Here is a 17,645-nt window from a genome sequence, read left to right as displayed (position 1 = left end):
CTTGTCCTGGTTTGGCCGCATCTCTCTTCGCACGCGGACCACGAATCCCGGGTGTTCCTTATCACCTCGATGACAAGAGCTCCGGCCCCGAAATATGACTTGATGGGGGCTAAATGGTAAGGGACAGGTACGGGTGGACGCTGGTGGTCGTGGCCATCAGCGGGTTCATGGTCACCCTCGACAACACGGTCACCAACATCGCGCTGCCGACGTTGGAGAAGTATTTCGGCACGAGTCTTCAGGCTGTGACCTGGGTCGTCACGTCCTACATTCTGATCTTCTCGTGCCTGATGATCGCGGGCGGGCGACTCGTCGACGTGTACGGCTGCCGGCGCATCTACACGATCGGCATGGCCGCCTTCACCCTCGCCTCACTGGGCGCGGGACTGTCCCAGGAACTGTCCCACCTGATCCTGTTCCGGGTGCTCCAGGGCGCCGGGGCCGCGCTGGCGCTCCCCGCGACGCTGGTCATGGTGCTCAACAAGCGGACCGACAAGCAGAAGTCGATCGGCAACCTGGTCTTCATCCTCACCGGGACCGTCGCCTCCGCCCTCGGCCCCACCCTCGGCGGCCTGATCACCGAGGCCTTCAGCTGGCACTGGATCTTCCTGATCAACGTCGTGCCCGGCCTGTGCGTCATCGCCCTGGGCCTGTTCGTCCTGGACGGGCAGAGCGAGGACAGCGCGGAGAGCGTCGACCTGCCCGCGGTGTTCACCTCCGCGACCCTGCTCTTCTCCATCACCTACGCCATCCACTCCGGCGACCACCTCGGCTGGACGCACCCCAGCGTGCTCGCCGTGTTCGCGCTCGCCGCCCTGGCCCTCGGCTCGTTCGTGCTGGTGGAGAAGTGGGCGCCCAACCCCATGATCACCACGGAGTTCTTCCGCAACAAGGCGTTCAGCGGCGGTCTCCTCGGCCAGATCCTGTGGGGCATGGGCTTCTCCGGCGTCCTCACCTATGCCGGCAACTTCATGCAGAAGGTCCTCGGCTGGTCGCCGTCCCAGGCCGGCACCGTCTTCATCGCGCCCGCCATCCTGATCGGCGTCCTCACGCCCATCGGGTTCTGGCTGTCCGCCAAGTTCGGACCGCGGATCCCGATCACCTTCGGCATGATCTCCATGGCCTGCGGCCTCGTCGCCTTCTCCCGGCTGGAGCAGGGCGACACCTTCGTCGCCCTGCTCCCCGGCATCGTCCTCGTCGGCATGGGCTCGGCTCTGACCATGCCGCTCGGCCTGTACGTGCTCAAGGCCATCCCCGAGGAGCGCACCGGCGTCGCGGGCGGCATCCTCAACGTCGGACGCGAGATCTCCGCCGTCCTGGGCATCGTGGTGCTCGGCGCCGTGCTGAACGCGCTGCAGCGCGAGGCCCGGGCGGACGGCTCCACCAAGGTCGAGGCGATCGAGCAGGGCTCGTCCGTGGCTCTGCTGGTGGGCGGCGCGCTGGTGTTCTGCGGCGCGCTCGTCACCCTGTTCACCCTGCAGCGCCGCACCGACGTGCCGGAGGAGGAGTCCGGCACCGCGCCCAAGCTCCCCGAACCCGCGTCCGTCACGTCCGGCTCGTTCCCCGTCATCCCCGACTGGTGGGGCACCAGCCGCCGCAGCCAGATCCCGTCCGCGTGGCCCCCGCCCCCGCCCTACAGCCCCTACGAGATGTCCGAGAGCGGCTCCTCGACGCACTCGGGCGCCCCGTAGCCCCGAGAAAGGCAGGACATGGGCCGGACAGTAGTGATCTTCGCGGCCGGTTCCCGCGGCGACCTGCAGCCGTGCGTCGCCCTCGGCCGCGGCCTGGCCGACCGCGGCGACGAGGTGCGCCTCATCTCCAGCGAGCAGTACCGGGAGCTGATCACCGGCGCGGGGCTGGGCTTCGCCCCGCTCTCCCTGGACCCCACGCGGATCGTGAACTCACCCGAGGGCCAGGAGCTCCTCGGCGGCGGCCGCAACCCCGTCAGGTTCCTGCGCAACCTCCAGCGCATCGCGCGGCCCCTGGCCGACCGGCTGCTGCGGGAGGTGGTCGCGGGAGCCGACGGCGCCGACCTGTTCCTCGCCCCGACGCTCGGCTTCCTCGGCCACCACCTGAGCGAGCACCTGGGCGTCCCGCACGCCATCGTGCACTTCCAGCCGTCCCACCCGACCCGGGCCTTCCCCCACCCGTTCCTCCCCCGGGCCCGCCTGCTCGGCCCGAACGCCAACCGCCTGAGCTTCGAGCTCCTGGACTGGGTGACCTGGCAGCTGTGCCGCCCCTTCCTCGACCCCTGGCGCGTCCGCCGTCTGGGCCTGACGAAGCTCTCCTGGCGCGGCCCGCTGCCCGCCGCCCGCCGCGCCCCCGTCCTGTGCGCGTTCAGCCCCACCCTGGTCCCGCGCCCCGCGGACTGGCCCGAGAACGTCCACCTGACCGGCTTCTGGTTCCTGGAGCAACCCCATTGGGAACCTCCCGCCGATCTGCTGCGCTTCCTGGACGACGGCCCCCCGCCCGTCTACGTGGGCTTCGGCAGCATGGCCACCAAGGACCCCGCCGCCACCGACCGCCAGATCCGCGCGGCCCTCCGCCGGGCGGGCCTGCGCGGCGTCCTCTCCCCCCAGCCCGGCACCACCGCGGAGCCGGAGGACGACATGTTCGTCGTCCAGAACATCCCTTTCAACTGGCTCTTCCCCCGGATGGCGGGCGTCGTCCACCACGGCGGCGCCGGCACCACCGCCGAGGCGCTGAAGGCCGCCGCCCCGTCCCTGGTCTGCCCCTTCTTCGGCGACCAGCCCTACTGGGCCGACCGCGTCCACGCCCTGGGCGCCGGCCCCTCCCCCCTGCCCGCGTCCGCCCTGACCACCGACGCCCTGGCCTCCCGCCTCCAGGACCTCGTCAAACCCCCCTACCGCACCCGGGCCCGTTCCCTCTCGGAGTCCCTCAACGCCGAGGACGGTGTGGCCCGCGCCTGCGAGGCCCTCGACCTCCTCCAGCCCTGAAGAACGACCTCAGAGCGAGCCGAGATCGACCTCCACCGGGAAAGGCGCCGACACCTTGACCACGCCGGCGAACACGTCGCCCTCCCGGTACACGCCCGCCGCCGGATCGAGGACATAGGTGTACACCAGCGGAACACCGGTGGCAGCCTGCTCGACCCGCCAGTAGAAGGCGATACCGGCCTTCGCGTACTGCTCCGTCTTCACGATCCGGTCGGTCGTCTCCGAACCCGGTGAAACGACCTCGGCCACCAGCAGTACATGCTCCGGGCGGGTGGGTACGACGTCGAGCGTGTCCGCCCGGTACACGACGACGTCTGGACGGCGATTGGAGAGCGGCACGTCCTGCAACCGGACGTCGAAGTCCGTGTCGGCGTTCCAGTCCTGCCCCGCGGCGTCCTCCAAAGCGTTCGCCAGGAGCCTGGCGAGACGGTCATGCCGTTGGGATGCGCTGGGACTCACGACCACCATCCCGTCCACGATTTCGATGCCCTCGCACTGCTCCTCGGTCCAGGAGTCGTACTGCTCCGCCGTGACCTGCTCATGCATCCACGCCGGAGTGACCATCTCAGCCGTCATGACGCACCTCCCCGAACCTGCTCGGCGGGCTCGACCCTGCCGAGGCTCAGAGTAATTCCTGGCCGCGGGCCGTTGGCCGGAAGCCGATGTGCCGGCTCAGGTGGTCTTCTTGGCCTTGAGGGTCTTCATGACGGTGGGCCAGGCCTTCTTGAGTTCGCGTTTCCAGTACGGCCAGGCGTGGGTGCCGCCGGAATAGATGTACGACTTGTGGGGGATCTTGAGGGCGTTGAGGCGCTTCTTGAAGTCGCCGTTGGTCATGCCGACGATGTACTCGGAGAAGAAGGCGATGTCGGTGGGGATGGGGGCGCCGCTGCCCGAGGTGAAGTAGAGCTTGGTGCCCCTGAGGTTCTCGGCCAGGGAGAACGGGTCATGGGCCACCCAGTTGTCGCGGTTCTCCTCGGGGTCGCCGTAGATGGCGTTGAAGTCGCCGTTTCCGCTCCCTGCGTTGACTTCCTTCAGGGCTGCGGGGACGCCCGGGGAGAGCAGGGAGAGGACGCCGCTGAACGAAGCCGCGTACTTGAACCGGCCCTTGTGGCGGGCGGCATAGCCCATCGCGCCCATGCCGCCGGAGGAGTTGCCCAGCACGGCGCGGCGGGAACCCGCGTGGAAGTTGCGCTGGACGAGCTGGAAGACCTCCGTCATGTGGAAGGTCTCCCACTCGGGGATGCCGTAGTTCCCGTAGTTGTACCAGTTGGTGTACGAGCCGTTGCGGCCCTCGGGCATGACGACGATGACGCCCCATCTGGCGGCGAGCGTCCTGATGGTGGAGCTCTTGTACCAGGACTGGTAACCGGCCCGGCCGCCGTGCAGGAGGTACACGACGGGCCAGGTCTTCTTCGTGTTCCGCTTCCAGCCCTTGGGCAGCAGCATCCTCACCTTCTCGGTCTTGCCGAGGCCCTTGGACCTCACCGAGATGTCGAGTTGCCGCTTGTTCTTCGTCAGCCACTTGTAGGCGACGATCGCGCTGCCGTTGTCGGCCTTGCGGAAGGCGGGAGCGGCCGCGGCGGGAGCGCCCGAGGCGGGTATCACGGACAGCGACAGAACGCCGGCGAGGGCGAGCGCGCCGAGGCGGCGGGGGGTGGAGCGGTGGCGGGGGGTCATCGATCCTGCTCAGGGGGTCTCAGTACCGCTTGGCACCGATCGTCTTCATGATCCGGGGCCAGACGAACGCGGTCTCCCGGCGCCACGCGGGCCAGTTGTGGCGGCCCTTGCCGTACAGGTGGGAGACGTGGGGGATCTTCAGGCTGTTGAGCCTGCGCTTGAAGTACTGGTTGGTGTAACCGGTCCACTTCTCCGAGACCAGGCCGAGGTCCCACGGGTCGACGTTCGGGTCGCCCTCGCCGGGCTGGCCGTCGAGGCCGGACGAGAAGAACACCTTCGTGCCCTTCAGACCGGCGGCCAGGTCGTAGGGGTTGTGCAGCTTCCAGTTCTCCGCGTCGGCCGGGTAGCGGCCCCAGATCGCGTCCGGGTCCTGGCCGTTGCCGCTGTTGATCTGGTCGAGGAACTGCGGGATGAACGGGGCGCGCAGGTGCAGCAGGCCGCTGAGGGACGCGGCGTACTTGAAGCGGCCCTTGTAGCGGGCGGCGTAGCCCATCGCGCCCATGCCGCCGGAGGAGTTGCCCATCACGGCGCGGGACTTGCTCACCCGGAAGTTGCGCTCCATGAGCTGGTAGACCTCCGTCATGTGGAAGGTCTCCCACTTGGGCGTGCCGAACTTCCCGTAGTTGTACCAGTCGGTGTACGAGCCGTTGGCGCCCTCGGGCATCGCGACGATGACGTCGTACTTGGCGGCCATCGTCTCGATCGAGGAGTTCTTCGTCCAGGAGATGTAGCTGTCGTGGCCGCCGTGCAGCAGGTACACGATCGGCCAGGTCTTCTTGGACTTCATCGACCACTTCTTGGGCAGCAGCAGCCGGACCTTGGGGTTGCCGTCCGGCAGCGACGGCGTCTTGATGGTGATGTCCATCTGCCGCTTGTTCTTGCTGACCCACTTGTAGTCGATGATCTTCGCACCGGTGGAAGCGGCCTTGAACTTGAGCCGGGGCGCGGCGTTCGCCGTGCCGGGTACGACCGCGGCCAGCAGCGCCGCCGACGTGACCACCACTCCGAGACGCCGCAGCGGTTCAGTGCGCATACTCATCCTCCACCTCGCGCCATCGCCAGCCCGTCCCGTCAGGGTTGGCCACGATTTCACGCTTCTTTGCTGGATGTCCAGATGTCCCTGGACGGGTTTCTCCGGCCCATGCGTAACCCCCGTTCACCTGGACCACGGTCCGGCGGTAGCCGCCGTACCCCTCCCCCTTCAGCGTCCGCGACGTGTCCCGCGTCACTCCGCGGCCCCCGGACGCCGCGGGCTGCTTGTCCCCCGTCCCGCTCAGGTCGATGTCGTGCACCTCGCGCAGGTCGATCGCGGCGTGCAGCGCCTTCAGCGGCCCCGGCAGCCACCAGTTGGCGTCGCCGAGGAAGCGCATCGTCGCGGGCACCAGCAGCGACCGCACCAGCGTGGCGTCGACGACGACCGCGACCAGCAGGCCGACGCCCAGCACCTGCACCGTGGTGATCTTCGCGGTCGAGAAGGCGGCGACCACCACGATGAGCAGCACGGCCGCGCTGGTGATGATGCCGCCGGTCTGCTGCAGGCCGCGCGCCACCGCCGCCCGGTTGTCATGGGTGTTGTCCCACTCCTCCCGGATTCGGCTGAGCAGGAAGACCTCGTAGTCCATCGAGAGGCCGAAGATGATCGACAGCACCAGGATCATCGCGGTCGCGTCGATGTTGCCGGTGACGGTGAAGCCGAGCAGCCCGGACAGGTGACCGTCCTGGAACGCCCACACCATCGCGCCGAACGACGAGCCGATCGACAGCAGGTTCATGATGATCGCCTTGATCGGCAGCGCGATCGAGCCGAACGCGGCGAACAGCAGCAGGAAGATGGCGGTCACCACGAAGAGGCCCGTCTTGGGCAGCGCCTCGCCCAGGCTCTTCATCAGGTCCATCTGGCCGGCGGTGCTGCCGCCGACGCTGATGTGGTTGATCGCTTCCGGCCGTTCCCCCGGCTCGTCCATGGCCCGCAGCTTCCGGACGAGCTCCTGGGTCTCCTCGCTGTGCGTCTCGCCCTCGTAGGACACCTGCAGCTGCACGATGCCCATGTCGGGGTTCGTGTTGTTGTAACTGGCCGCGACCACGCCCGGCAGGTCCGCCACCTCGTCCCGGAACTTCTTCAGGTTCTGGGGCAGCTCGTCCTTGCCGGGCTTGTAGTTCTTCGGTATCAGCGCGCCTTCGAGCAGCACGTTGACCGGGTCCATGACCCCGGAGGAGAACTCGGTCTGGATGAGCTCCGCCGTCTGGCGGCTCTCCATCCCCGCCGGCAGCGACCGGAGGTCGGAGACGCCGAAGTTCACCCGCCCGAACGGCAGGACGAGCAGGATGAGCACCGCGCTGGTGGCCAGGAAGTAGATGATCGGCCGCTTCATCACGCTGTGCGCGAGGCGGTACCACATGCCCTCTTCCTCGGGCTTGGCCTTCTTCTTCGCCCGCTTGCGCCAGGGCATCTGGCCGAACTCGATGCGCGGCCCGAGGATCGACAACATCGCCGGCAGGACCACGATGGTGGAGAGCATCGCGACGAAGATGACCGCGATGCCGACCAGGCCGATCGACTTCAGGAACACCTGCGGGAACAGCAGCAGGCCCGCCATCGAGACCGCGACGGTGACGGCGGAGAACGTGATGGTGCGGCCCGCCGTGGCCATGGTGACGCCCATGGCCGTCCGCGGATCTCGCCCCTTGGCCAGTTCCTCCCGGAACCGGCTGATGACGAAGAGCGAGTAGTCGATCGCCAGGCCGACCGACAGCAGGCTGACCAGCGAGATCGCCAGGTTGGAGACGTCCGTCATCAGGGTGATCAGGCGCAGCACGCCCAGCGCGCCCACGGCCGAGAAGACCCCGACGAGGATCGGCTGCACCGCCGCGGCGACGCTGCCGAAGACGACCAGCCCGATGAGCAGGACCAGCGGCGCCGAGATGATCTCGGCGTTCAGGATGTCCGAGCTCATCTGGGTGACGAAGTCCGTGCCGATCGGGATGCCGCCGGTGATCTTCACCGTCATCCCGGGCGCCTCGACCAGGCCCTTGATGGCCTCGAAGTTCTGGGCCTTGGCCTGGTCGGCCTTGGTGGGATCGGGGTCGCTCTGCACGAACAGCGCCACGAACGTGCTGTGGCCGTCGTGCGAGATCATGTTCTTGCGGCCGTCCCTGGCCTCTTTCGTCTTCCCCGCGATGTGCCAGTAGGTGAAGACCTTCTCGACGTGCTTCTTCGGCAGCCGCGCGGTGGTGAACAGCACCGACTGCATGAACTCCGGATCGGTCACCTTGTGCTCGTCGCTGCGGTAGACGAGCATCACGTCCGGGCTGCCGGAGCCGAACGCCAGGGCCGCCTGCTGGTAGGCGTACGTCGAGTCGGCGTACGGGTCCTCGAAACCGCCCTGCTTGAGCACGCCGGGCTGGAACACCCCGAGGCCGGCGTAGCCCGCACCGACCGTCAGGAGCGTGGCGACCAGCAGCACGAGCCAGCGGAACCGGTGGACGAAGCGACCCCAGCCGTACATGGAGATCCCCCTGGATCAGCGAGTGAGACGGTCTGCGGTGCGCACCAGATCGCCTTCCAGGTAACGGGTGCGGGTCGCCGCCCTGGCGACCTTCCCGCTGGACGTGCGGGACAGGGAGCCCGGTTCGATCAGCACGAACTCGTGGATGCTCATCTCGTGCACCTGGTTGACCCCGGCGCGCACGGCGCGCTCCACCTCGGCCAGGTCCAGCTTGGCGATCGGCACCCGGCGGTTGCGCTCGGCCACCACGACCAGCCGCTCGGTCTCCTCGCCGGGGATGGCGAAGGCCGCGACGTAGTCGGGCCGGATCGCCGGGCTGGACTCCTCGGTGGTGACCTCGATGTCCTGCGGGTAGTGGTTGCGCCCGTCGACGATGATGAGGTCCTTGATCCGGCCCGTCACGTACAGCTCGCCGGCGTGCACCGCGCCGAAGTCCCCGGTGCGCATCCAGCCGCCGGCCGGGATCCCCTCGGCGGCGTCCTCGATCACGGCGCCGAACGTCTCGGCGCTGCGCTCGCCGTTGCCCCAGTAGCCGCGGCCGACGTTCGGCCCGTGCACCCAGATCTCGCCGACGGTGCCGTCGGGCTGCTCGCGCCGGGTCTCCGGGTCGACGATCGCGACGAGCTGGCCCTGCGGCGCGCCGCAGGAGACCAGGTGCTGGGCGTTCTCCGCCTCGGACGGGACGATCCGCCCCTGGGTGAGCTCCTCGCGGTCCACGCCGAGCTGCCGGGCGGGCTCGTCCGGATCGGGGTTGGTGACGAAGCTGCCGGAGACGAAGACCGTCGCCTCGGCCAGCCCGTAGGCCGGGCGCAGCACGCCGGGCCGCAGCCCGGCCGGGGCGAACGCGTCGTTGAACGCCTTGAGCGTGGACGGGCGGACCGGTTCGGCCCCGTTCAGGCACACGTTGACGCCGCTGAGGTCGATCCCGGCGAGGCTCTTGTCGTTGGCCTGGCCCGCCACGTAGTCGTAGGCGAAGTTCGGGCCCGCGGTGTAGACGTTCGGGCACTCCGACAGCAGCCGCATCCAGCGGATCGGGCGCATGAGGAACGACATCGGGTCGGCGAGGATCACGTGGTTGCCGTTCACCAGCGGCAGCGCCAGCGCGGTGATCAGCCCCATGTCGTGGAAGAGCGGCAGCCAGGTGACCGCCTCGCAGGTCTCGATCTCCGGCGGGTTCCAGGAGCGCCACAGCTGGCGGGCGTTGGCGGCGAACCCGCCGTGGGTGATCTCGACTCCGGCGGGGCTGCTGGTCGACCCGGAGGTGTACTGCAGGTACGCCAGGTCGCCGGGGGTCAGCTCGGGCAGCTCCCAGCCGGCACCGGACGCGGGGTCGAGCTCGTCGGACAGCACGATGCCGCGCGGCCGGGGCACCTCGTGCTCGTCCAGGAACTTCTCGACGTAGGGGAGCGCGGAGCGCACCGTCACGATCACGGCGGGCTCGGCGTCGGAGTAGGCGCGGATCAACCGGTCGGCGTTGCCGGGCAGGTCGGGCGAGAACAGCGGCACCGCCACGATCTCGGACGCGAACGCGCCGCACATCGCGGTCAGGTAGTCCAGGCTCTGCGGCAGCAGCAGCGCGGCGCGCTCGCCCGGCTCGGCGATCCGGCGCAGCGCGACGGCCGTCGCCTGCGTCCTGCGCCAGACCTCGCCCCAGGTGAGGGTGTGTTTGGCGCCGTCGCGGTCACTGGAGTAGTCGACGAACGTGAACGCCTTGGCATCGGGCTTGGTCACGGCGTGCTCGGCCAACGACTCGACCAGCGGGCGGAGGCTGAGATCGGGGAGCAGTGAACCCAATGCCATGAAGGACTCCAGGAGAGGGCCGTGGGTATGACTTCGCGAGGCTACCGGAATCGGGGTACACCCGGTCACTAACCGCCAAGACGATACCCATCCGGACCTTTTATCAGCGAGGTGATAAGCCGGGTATGTCTTACTACCGGTTCACTCCCCGTCCGGCGCGCTCTCCTTCAGGTCTGCGCGGATCAGGTACGGCGCCGCCACAACGCCAGCGCGGTGACGAACCACAGCAGGATCATCTCGCCCGCCAGCGCCACCGCCAGCACCACCAGCCAGCCCCGGCCGTCGTCCGCCAGCGGCCCCTCGCTGCCGGTGACGCTCAACCGCGGCTCCTGCGTCGCGGGAGCCGCGGGCCTGACCGGCGGCAGTGCCACCGCCGGCTCCTTCGGCGGGGCGGGGAGCACCGCGGAAGGCCGCACGGACGGCGCCGGGCGCACGCTCGGCACCGCGGGGACCACAGGAGCTGCCGGTGCCGCGGGAACGACCGTGTCCCGGGACGGCCTCCGGCTCTTCACCGGCCCGGCGGCCCTCCGGGGAACGCTCCCCGTCCGCACCGCCGCCTCGCGCCTCTTCTTCGCCCCGGCGGGCCCGCCCGTCTCGTCCTTCGCCCGCGACGATCTGCGCGTCCCGTCCTTCGCCTCCTTCACCTTCTTCGCCCGCGACGACCCGCGCGTCCCGGTCCGCACCGGCTCATCCGCCCCGGCCCTCGCGGGCACCGCCTCCCCCGTCTTCGCCTTCGTCCTCGTTCTCGCCGGCTCGCCCGTCCCCGTCCTCACCGGTCCGGTGGTCTTCGAAGACGCGGGAGACGCGGGAGACGCGGGAGCCTCGGCCTCGGGCCGCTCCCCCGCCTCCTGCCGGGACTCCCGCTCCGGCAGCCTGACGGTCCGCACCGACTCCGGCAGGTCCGGTGACCCGACGACGGCCCGCAGCGCCCGGTCCGCCCCGGCCGTCCCCCGCCCCTGGCCCTGCTCCTGGAACGCGAGCCGGAGTCCCGTCGTCCCGGCGAGCTCGCCCAGGTCGCAGCCCAGCCGCGTCCCCCTCGCCGTGCAGGACGGCGGGAACCGCACCCACCGGACGGGCCCGGTCACGGTCAGCCGCGCCTGCCGGGCCGTCCCGCGCCCCACGTCGATCCGGACCGTGGCGCCGAACCGCCCGTCCCTCCTACCGGGACCGTCCTCCTCGGCGAGGTCGACGGACACCTCCGCCTCCGCCGGACGCTCCGGCGGGCGGCGAGGCCGCGGATCGGGTGAGTGCGGGAACGGCCGGGGCGCGTGAAATCCGGGTTCGTGGGGTTCGTACCGCCCGGGGGGCTCAGATCCCTCTTCCCGGTCCGGCGGAGAGGGCGGGGGGCAGGCGGACCAGGCCGCGCCCGGCAGCGCCCACAGGACCACTCCCGTCGTGAGCGCCGCACCCCACGCCCGTCGTCTCGCCCGTGCCACCGCCACCTCCCGTTGCTTCAGCGGGGGTCAAGGGGGGCAGCAAGGTCATCCCCCACGATGCTCGGCGATAACCTCCCAGACCACTTTCATAGAGCGAAATGCAGTTTCCGTACACTGAGGCCATGAGTGTGCGGTCCCTGGAACGGGCCTTCGAGTTGCTGGAGCATCTCACCGACGCGGGCGGCGAGATGGCGATCTCCGAGCTCGCCGAGAAGGCCGGTCTGCCGATGCCGACCGTCTACCGGCTGATGCAGACGATGGTCGCCCGGGGCTACGTGCGCCAGGAGCCCTCCCGGCGCTATTCGCTCGGCCCCCGGCTGATCCGGCTGGGCGAGGGCGCGTCCCGGCTGCTGGGCGCCTGGGCCCGGCCCGTGCTGGCCGGCCTGGTGGACCGGCTCGGCGAGACCGCGAACATGGCGGTGCTCGAAGGCGACGAGGCGCTCTACGTCGCGCAGGTGCCCTCCCGGCACTCCATGCGCATGTTCACCGAGGTGGGCCGCCGGGTGCTGCCGCACTGCACCGGGGTGGGCAAGGCGCTGCTGGCCCAGCTGCCGGAGGACGGCGTGCGCGCCCTGCTGGCCCGCACCGGCATGCCCGCCCGCACCCCGCACACCCGCACCGACCCCGGCGCGCTGCTGGCCGAGCTGGCCGTCATCCGGGAGCGCGGCTACGCCATGGACGACGAGGAGCAGGAGCTGGGCGTGCGCTGCGTGGCGGTCCCCCTGCCGGACGCCCCGGCCCTGGCGGCCTTCTCCGTCTCGGGCCCCAGCGGCCGGATGACGCCCGAGGCCATCGAGACCGTCGTCCCCGTCATGCGGAACGCCGCGGAGGCCTTCGCCGCCGCGCTCGCCCGAACCTGAGGGCGGGAGAAGAGAAAAAAATTCCGCACGGCCCGGAAGCCGTGCGGAATCCTCTGACGGGAGGGATCAGGCCGAGTTGCCCTCGAGCAGGTCCGTCACGTTCGCCGGGAGCTGCGACAGGCCGGGCAGCCCGCCGAACAGGCCGCCCTCGGTGGCCTTCTTGTTCTTGTTCTTCTTCTCGTCCAGGAGCGAGGTCTTCAGGCCGCTGTTGGTGCCGCTGCCCTTGAGCACGTCGAAGATGTCGTCGCCCTTGGTGTTGAGGACCTCGTTGCCCAGCAGCTTGGGGTCGGGCTCGGCCGCCGCCATGGCGCGCCGCTGCCCCTTGGGCGCTGCCTTCTTCGTCTGCGGGGCGGGCGCGGTCTTGGGGCCGGCCCCGGGCGCGGCCTTGGCCTTCTTGGCGTTCTCCGGCATGTACGGGACGGCGGCCTCGCCGACCTTCTCGCCGAGCTCGTCGGCGACCTCGAGGGTGACCGGGCTCTTGCGCTGCATGTAGGTGTCGAGCCGGCCCTGCATGTCCATCAGGCCGCCGACCAGGCCCTCCAGCAGGTTTCCGACCGCCTCGGTGCCGGGGTCCGGCGCGGCGGGCTTGGCGGGCGCGGCCTCCTGCGCGGCGGTGCCGCCCGGCACCCGGCGCTGCGCGGACATCATCTTCTTGGGGGTGACGCAGCGGGTCTTCGCCACGTCGGTGGTCTTGCCGTCCCGGTCGACGAACTGGGTGCCGATGACGGTGTAGCCCTCGGCGTTGCGCACCTGCTTGTTGAGGATCGCGTACGCGCCGTCCCGCAGCGGGACCTGCTGGTTGACCGCGGGGTACTCGGGCAGCTTGCGGCCCTGCAGCCTGCCCTCCTCGATGAGGGTCCCGCCCTTGCTCCGGCCCTTGGCCGGCGTCACGCACTTGCTGGCGATGCCCTCGGCCTGCAGGCCGTACTTCTCGCTGCTGGTGGGGCCGAGCAGCGCGGTGGCCTCGTGCGCCCCGCCCCGGTGCGCCTCCACCCGCGAGGTGCCGGCGCTGCGCACCGTGTCGTTGGCCAGGTAGGGGAACGGGCCGAGGACCGGGCTCGCCAGATCCGCGGCCGACCCCTTGGCGCCGTCCCGGTCCAGCAGCTTCGCCAGCGGGCCGTCGTCGGCGGCCTGTGCGGGCGCCCCGGCGAGCAGGGCGACCACCGGAGCGAACGTGATGGCGCAGATCAGGTTCCTGGTGGTGCTCTTCATTTCTCATCCCCCCGGACGGCTCGTTTCCCCGCCCCTTCGGCGGCACCGTCGCTGGGGGACGTTAGTACAGCTCACCGCGGCCGTTGAGGAGACTCGCGAATTCATTATGAACGCCTGAAACGATCAAGAAAAACTTGCGGTTACCAATTTTTCCGGCATTTACCCACAGCCTTTTCCCCGGAAATCCACACAGGACCCCCTGGGTTCCGGGGTGGCGCGGAGCGGTCCGCGCAGTCCAAGCTCTTACCTACCCTTTACCGGGGGCCTGTTTGGCTGTGCCCCCGAACGAGCCGGAGGACCAAGAGCAGTGGCGACCAAGAACAAGGGCGGCGACGTCTCTAAGGCGAGCGCGAAGGAACGCGTGGCCGCCATGCGTGCGGTGGAGAAGCGGCGGGAGCGCGTCCGCTGGCTGATCACCTTCGCCGTGGTGATCGTGGTGGTGGGCGCCCTGGGCGGCGGCGCCTACTGGGCGATCGAGAAGAACGAGCGCGAGCAGGTGGAGAAGCTCGCCAAGGCCAACAAGGCGCGGATCGAGGCCGGTCCGCCCTGGGCGCTGCCCGCCGACCCGGTCAGGGTCGCCAAGGACCTCGGGCTCGAGGTGAAGGCCGGCATGGAGGGCGACGCCAAGCACGAGCACGCCCACCTCAGCCTCTTCATCAACGGGCAGCAGCAGCCGGTCCCGGCGAACCTCGGCATCGACCCCACCAACAACATCGCCGAGCTGCACACCCACGACGCCCGCGGCGTGCTGCACGTGGAGTCCTACAGCGCCGACAAGGTCTTCACCCTCGACCAGGTCTTCAAGATCTGGGAGATCCCGCTGAGCAAGACGCAGATCGGCCAGTTCAAGGCCGACGCCGAGCGCACCCTGAAGTTCTACATCGACGGCAAGGAGGTGCAGGACGACCCGAGCGAGATCGAGCTCAGCCACCACCGCGAGATCGGGATCGTCTACGGCACCGCCGAGGAGAACGCCAAGGTGAAGGTGCCCGAGAGCTTCGCCTTCGCGGACGGCGAGTGACCCCGCGATAGCGTGCGGGTATGCGCATCGGACTCATCGGGCTCGGCGACATAGCGGAGAAGGCCTACCTCCCGCTGGTCGCCGGGCACGCCAGGACGGAGCTCGCCGGCGTGGCCAGCCGTTCGGCCACCGCCGTCGACTCCGTCCTCTCGCGGTACCGCGTCCCCTTCGGCACCACCGACCACCGCGAACTGCTGGACCGCGACCTCGACCTGGTCCTGGTCCACGCGGCGACCGAGGCGCACTTCGAGATCGTCGGCGAGTGCCTGCGCCGCGGAATCCCCACCTATGTGGACAAGCCGCTGTCCGCCGACCCCGGTGAGGCCGAGCGCCTGGCCGGGCTCGCCGAGGAGCGCGGCGTCCTGCTCGCGGTCGGCTTCAACCGCAGGTTCGCCCCCGCCTACCGGACCGCCCGCTACTGGATCTCCGGACGGCCCCGCTGGTTCTCCCTGGACAAGCACCGCCCCGCCTTCCAGGACGCGCCCGCCCGGCACACCGTCTACGACGACGCCATCCACCTGCTGGACCTCGCCCTCTGGCTCCTCGGCGCGCAGACCGCGGAGCCGGAGCGGGAGGACCTCCTGCTGCGCACCGACGCCCACGGCCGCATGCTGCTGTGCGCCGCGCTGCTCGGCGCGGACGGCGTCAGCGGCACGCTGGCCATGCACCGCGGCTCGGGCGCCGACACCGAACGGCTGGAGGTGCACGGCGACGGGCGTTCGGCGACCGTCACGGACCTGGAGCGGCTGGAGCTGCGCCGCGACGGGCGGGTCCAGCTCCCGCCCGCCGCCTCCTGGGAGTCGGTCGCCCACCGCAAGGGGTTCGCCGCCCTGCTGGAGCACGTCCTGGACAACCTCGCCTCGCCCGAGTCCTGCGAGGTGTCGGCGTCCCGCGTCCTGCCGACCCACCGGCTGGCCGAACGCCTGCTGAAGGCCTCCTGACCGGAGGCGGTCAGGAGGAGCCCTTCCGCGCCTTCAGACCGGTGCACCCGCGCAGGCCCTGCCAGCGCTTCAGCTCGGCCTTGGCCGGCGCGCCCCTGAGCGCGGCCGGCAGCCCGCCGGAGATGCGGGCGGGCTTCCACACCGCCTTGGTGATCTTGCCTTCCGCGGCCTTGAGCAGCAGGACCCCCGAGTTCGCCGTCTGGCCGCTCGCCGAGTAGAAGACGAAGTTGCCCAGGCCGTAGTGGATGTAGGCGTCGTCCAGGTAGCCGCCGCCGAGCGGGATGTGGGCGTGCCCGCCGACCACCGCGTCCGCTCCCGCGTCGACGAGCTGCCGGGCCAGCTCCTGCTGGCGGGGCAGCGGGCAGGGGTTGAGCTCCTCGCCCCAGTGCAGGTGGACGATCACCAGGTCGGAGCCCTTGCGGGCCTGCTTCACCGCCTGGACCATGCGCGGGACCTCCTTGGCCGAGGCCAGCCCGCCCTGGGTGTCGGTGGCGGTCCAGGCCGGGATGAGGTGGTCGTCCAGCACCTGGGTGGCGCCCAGGATCGCGATCCTGTTGCCCTTGACGGTCGTCCTGTAGGGGGCGTAGGCGGCCTTGGCGTCACGGCCGATGCCCACGGTCGGGAACTTCGTCCTCCTGATCGCCTTCAGGGAGTCGGCCAGCCCCGTCTCCATGTAGTCCATGCCGTGGTTGTTGGCCATGCTGACCACGTCGACGCCCGCCGCCTTCAGCGCGGTGAACGCCGTCGCCGGGGCCCGGAAGGTGAACTCCTTGCCGGGCGCCGGGGTGCCGCCGGTCGTGATGGCCGTCTCCAGGTTGACCATGGCCAGGTCCGCCTTGCGCAGCGTCGAGGCGATCGGGCCGAGCGCCGTCCTGGGGCTGCCCAGCCGGGCGCGCAGCTGGCCCTCGAAGTGCACGTCGCCGCCGAACGCCAGGACGACGGGCTCCTTGGCCGGCGGCTCCGCGACGGGCGGCGGGGCCTGCGACGCGGGCCGCGACGGCCTGGCGTCCCCGGCCTCGGCCTCGGCCTTGTCCTCGCCGCTGCTGCACGCGGACGCCGCCAGCACCCCGGCCAAAGACGCCGCCAGGATCACCTTTGCGCGCATTCCGTCCTCCTCACCCCTGGGTGTCCGGAACAGAATGGCAGACCCGCTCCCGTCACTGGGTGAGACCCGCGCAGCCGTTCAGCGCCGTCCAGCCGGTGTAGGCGCTCTGCGCCTCGGCGCCGGTCAGCGGCCGCGGCAGGCCGGGCTGCTCCAGCACGGCCGGGGCCCAGTCGGCGTTCTGCACCTCGTGGCCCTTGATGGTCAGCACGAGGACACCGCTCTGGCTGGTGGGGGTGCCGGGCGTGAAGCTGTAGAAGACGAAGTTGCCCAGACCGTAGTGGATGTACTTGTCCTTCTTCTCCGGGTGGAAGCCGCCCGCCTGCAGGACGTGCGCGTGGCTGCCGACCACGGCGTCCGCGCCGGCCTCGACGAGCCGGTCGGCGAGCGTCTTCTGGTCGTCGGTCGGGCAGCTCTGCTTCTCCACGCCCCAGTGCAGCTTGACGATGACGGTGTCGTAGTCGTCCTTGGCCTTGCGGACGGCCTCGACGAGCCGCGCCGGGTCCTTGGCCGAGGCGAGCCCCGGCTGGGAGTCGGTGGCCGTCCAGGCGGAGGCCAGCTCGTCGTCCAGCACCTGGGTGGCGCCGAAGACCGCGACCTTGGTGCCCTTGACCTCCGCGACATGGGGGCGGAACGCCTCGGCCGCGTCCGCGCCGATGCCGACGACGGGGAAGCCCTTCTCCTTCGCCGCGGCCAGGGAGTCCCGGAGCCCCTCGGGCCCGTAGTCCATGCCGTGGTTGTTGGCCATCGACGCCACGTCGACGCCCGCGCCCTTCAGCGCGTCGAACGCGGTGGCCGGAGACCGGAAGGTGAACTGCTTGGCGGCCGGGGTGCCGCCCTCGGTGACCGCGGTCTCCAGGTTGACCACCGCCAGGTCGGCGGCGCCGAGCCACTTGGAGATGGGGCCCAGCGCGTTCGCCGGGTCGGCCAGCCGGTCGCGCAGCCCGCCCTCGAAGTTCACGTCGCCGCCGAACGCCACCGTGATGGCGGGCAGGTCCTTCGCCTCGGCGTCCCCCTCCCCGCCGCATCCGGCGAGGGCGCCTCCCACGAGGGCGAACACGGTTCCGGCGGCGATCAGTCTGCGCATCATGCTCCCTAGGATGCAGGGCTCTTTATGCTGGTTCGTACCGACC

The 17,645-nt window shown here is 70.4% G+C and carries 14 protein-coding genes and 1 pseudogene; 6 read left to right on the top strand and 9 right to left on the bottom strand.

Translation table 11 applies throughout. From position 1 onward, the window contains the following. The first annotated feature begins 113 nt into the window (after window positions 1-113). Together C2865_RS04515 and C2865_RS04510 are read left to right on the top strand one after the other, a co-directional pair. Window positions 114-1,691 carry an MFS transporter gene (locus C2865_RS04515; protein ID WP_106396970.1) on the top strand — a complete coding sequence of 526 codons (1,578 nt, stop codon included), beginning with the start codon at window positions 114-116 and terminating at the stop codon, window positions 1,689-1,691. An 18-nt stretch (window positions 1,692-1,709) separates the two neighbouring features. Then, window positions 1,710-2,957: a glycosyltransferase gene (locus tag C2865_RS04510; protein WP_106396969.1), complete on the top strand. Its 1,248-nt coding sequence runs from the start codon at window positions 1,710-1,712 to the stop codon at window positions 2,955-2,957. Window positions 2,958-2,966: 9 nt separating this feature from the next. Here the strand turns inward: C2865_RS04510 and C2865_RS04505 are convergent, their stop codons facing one another. From C2865_RS04505 to C2865_RS04480, 6 genes and pseudogenes are all read right to left on the bottom strand, one after another. Beyond that, entirely contained in the window at window positions 2,967-3,533 is a 567-nt protein-coding gene (locus C2865_RS04505) for a Uma2 family endonuclease (RefSeq protein ID WP_106396968.1), read from the bottom strand. 201 nt (window positions 3,534-3,734) lie between these two features. Further along, window positions 3,735-4,403, bottom strand: a pseudogene (locus C2865_RS04500) (alpha/beta hydrolase); the annotation flags it as partial. A 250-nt stretch (window positions 4,404-4,653) separates the two neighbouring features. Then, a complete protein-coding gene (locus C2865_RS04495) occupies window positions 4,654-5,667 on the bottom strand; it encodes an alpha/beta hydrolase (protein WP_106396966.1) in 1,014 nt (337 codons plus the stop codon). After that, window positions 5,657-8,140 carry an MMPL family transporter gene (locus tag C2865_RS04490; RefSeq protein WP_106396965.1) on the bottom strand — a complete coding sequence of 828 codons (2,484 nt, stop codon included), beginning with the start codon at window positions 8,138-8,140 and terminating at the stop codon, window positions 5,657-5,659. Before C2865_RS04490 ends, C2865_RS04495 begins: the two co-directional genes overlap by 11 nt. Window positions 8,141-8,155: 15 nt before the next feature. Further along, window positions 8,156-9,940 carry a fatty acyl-AMP ligase gene (locus C2865_RS04485; protein WP_106396964.1) on the bottom strand — a complete coding sequence of 595 codons (1,785 nt, stop codon included), beginning with the start codon at window positions 9,938-9,940 and terminating at the stop codon, window positions 8,156-8,158. A gap of 182 nt (window positions 9,941-10,122) precedes the next feature. Further along, entirely contained in the window at window positions 10,123-10,260 is a 138-nt protein-coding gene (locus C2865_RS04480; protein ID WP_157963560.1) for a hypothetical protein, read from the bottom strand. On the opposite strand from C2865_RS04480, the gene C2865_RS04475 reads away from it, so the two are divergent. Beyond that, complete coding sequence (locus tag C2865_RS04475; RefSeq protein ID WP_157963559.1) at window positions 10,250-11,212, top strand: hypothetical protein; 963 nt, start codon at window positions 10,250-10,252, stop codon at window positions 11,210-11,212. The two genes, C2865_RS04480 and C2865_RS04475, sit on opposite strands and share 11 nt — an antisense overlap. 286 nt (window positions 11,213-11,498) lie before the next feature. Beyond that, the gene (locus C2865_RS04470) at window positions 11,499-12,236 is read left to right on the top strand and encodes an IclR family transcriptional regulator (RefSeq protein ID WP_232835346.1); all 738 of its coding nucleotides are present in this window, start codon (window positions 11,499-11,501) and stop codon (window positions 12,234-12,236) included. 66 nt (window positions 12,237-12,302) lie between these two features. Here C2865_RS04470 and C2865_RS04465 read toward each other — a convergent pair whose 3' ends face one another. Then, window positions 12,303-13,448, bottom strand: a complete 1,146-nt coding sequence (locus C2865_RS04465) for a hypothetical protein (RefSeq protein ID WP_106396960.1) — start codon at window positions 13,446-13,448, stop codon at window positions 12,303-12,305. Window positions 13,449-13,755: 307 nt separating this feature from the next. On the opposite strand from C2865_RS04465, the gene C2865_RS04460 reads away from it, so the two are divergent. Together C2865_RS04460 and C2865_RS04455 are read left to right on the top strand one after the other, a co-directional pair. Next, window positions 13,756-14,469 (top strand): hypothetical protein, encoded by a 714-nt coding sequence (locus tag C2865_RS04460; RefSeq protein ID WP_106396959.1) that lies wholly within the window; start codon window positions 13,756-13,758, stop codon window positions 14,467-14,469. Window positions 14,470-14,489: 20 nt separating this feature from the next. Then, window positions 14,490-15,410 carry a Gfo/Idh/MocA family protein gene (locus C2865_RS04455; protein WP_106396958.1) on the top strand — a complete coding sequence of 307 codons (921 nt, stop codon included), beginning with the start codon at window positions 14,490-14,492 and terminating at the stop codon, window positions 15,408-15,410. Between the two features lie 10 nt (window positions 15,411-15,420). Here the strand turns inward: C2865_RS04455 and C2865_RS04450 are convergent, their stop codons facing one another. Together C2865_RS04450 and C2865_RS04445 are read right to left on the bottom strand one after the other, a co-directional pair. Next, window positions 15,421-16,515, bottom strand: coding sequence for a CapA family protein (locus C2865_RS04450; protein ID WP_106396957.1), 1,095 nt, complete (start codon window positions 16,513-16,515; stop codon window positions 15,421-15,423). Window positions 16,516-16,567: 52 nt separating this feature from the next. Continuing rightward, window positions 16,568-17,602 (bottom strand): CapA family protein, encoded by a 1,035-nt coding sequence (locus C2865_RS04445; protein WP_106396956.1) that lies wholly within the window; start codon window positions 17,600-17,602, stop codon window positions 16,568-16,570. Between the last annotated feature and the right edge of the window lie 43 nt (window positions 17,603-17,645).

This window comes from Actinocorallia populi (assembly GCF_002995495.1).
In the GTDB taxonomy this organism is placed as follows: Bacteria; Actinomycetota; Actinomycetes; order Streptosporangiales; family Streptosporangiaceae; genus Actinocorallia; species Actinocorallia populi.
The sequence above is the reverse complement of the archived record's forward strand: the minus strand, read 5'-3'. Positions and strand labels throughout refer to the sequence as shown.